The sequence below is a fragment of the Bacillus sp. B2-WWTP-C-10-Post-4 genome (assembly GCF_009183805.1).
GTDB lineage: Bacteria > Bacillota > Bacilli > Bacillales > Bacillaceae_G > Bacillus_A > Bacillus_A cereus.
This window is the reverse complement of the sequence record NZ_WEII01000269.1, coordinates 1-864: the sequence shown is the minus strand read 5'-3', so window position 1 is coordinate 864 and position 864 is coordinate 1. Positions and strand designations below refer to the sequence as shown.

Below are 864 nucleotides of genomic sequence, written 5' to 3'. Positions count from 1 at the left end.
AGTTATTGAGAAAGCCACATAGATAAAGCTACAATATTACACTTCATAAAAAACATGTAAATTTTAAAGTCTTTTTCTAACAAAGTTTTATACGAGTAAGTACCAAAATACTCAAATAAATAGCATTTCTATTTCAGATAAAATGTACTAATAAAATTTTTCTAAAATTTCACTTTGTAATTTGATATATTCCATGTTAATATAACGAAGGCTACAAAACAGGAGTCACCACGCATATCATTTTCACAGAATATTCATACTTAAAAAGACTTATTTTATCAGTAACTCAATCCAAATTTCACCTATACAAAAGTTAGTTTATGATTTCATATGTACATAAATTTAAATAGATTTTTTATCTATTATTTTTTTCTATTTTCCTTATCAATTTTAATACGAGTAATATAACAGCACTTTTCAAGTACCCTTCCTTTTTTAGATAAAAAGTCTACTAATACTAAACATCTATGTCCAACTCATACATAATTCTACTTACAAACTATCGGAGATGCAAAACTATGGGAATTTCTACTCTTTTATTAAATACCTTTATTATAATAATTTGTATCCTTAGCTATCACGTATTTTGGCTAGAGTTTAAAGAAAAAATAACATGTAATAATATGTTATTTTCTATCCTTTCCTCCATTGCTATTATTTTTTGTATGACTTTTCCTTTTCATCTACATGTGGGATTTATTTATGATTTACGTTTTATTCCTATAATATTAGTTTTTCTATATGGAAATACAAAAAACATTGTTTTTATAGGAATTTTATATCTTTCTTACCGGTTTTACTTAGGCGGAAATGGCGTTCTTCCATCATTTATTATCTTTACTATCATTTCTGTTATAACAATGC

1 pseudogene is annotated in these 864 nt (G+C 25.0%); it reads left to right on the top strand.

From position 1 onward, the window contains the following. Window positions 1–518 precede the first annotated feature (518 nt). A pseudogene (locus GBN78_RS29840) lies at window positions 519–864 on the top strand (sensor histidine kinase); the annotation flags it as partial.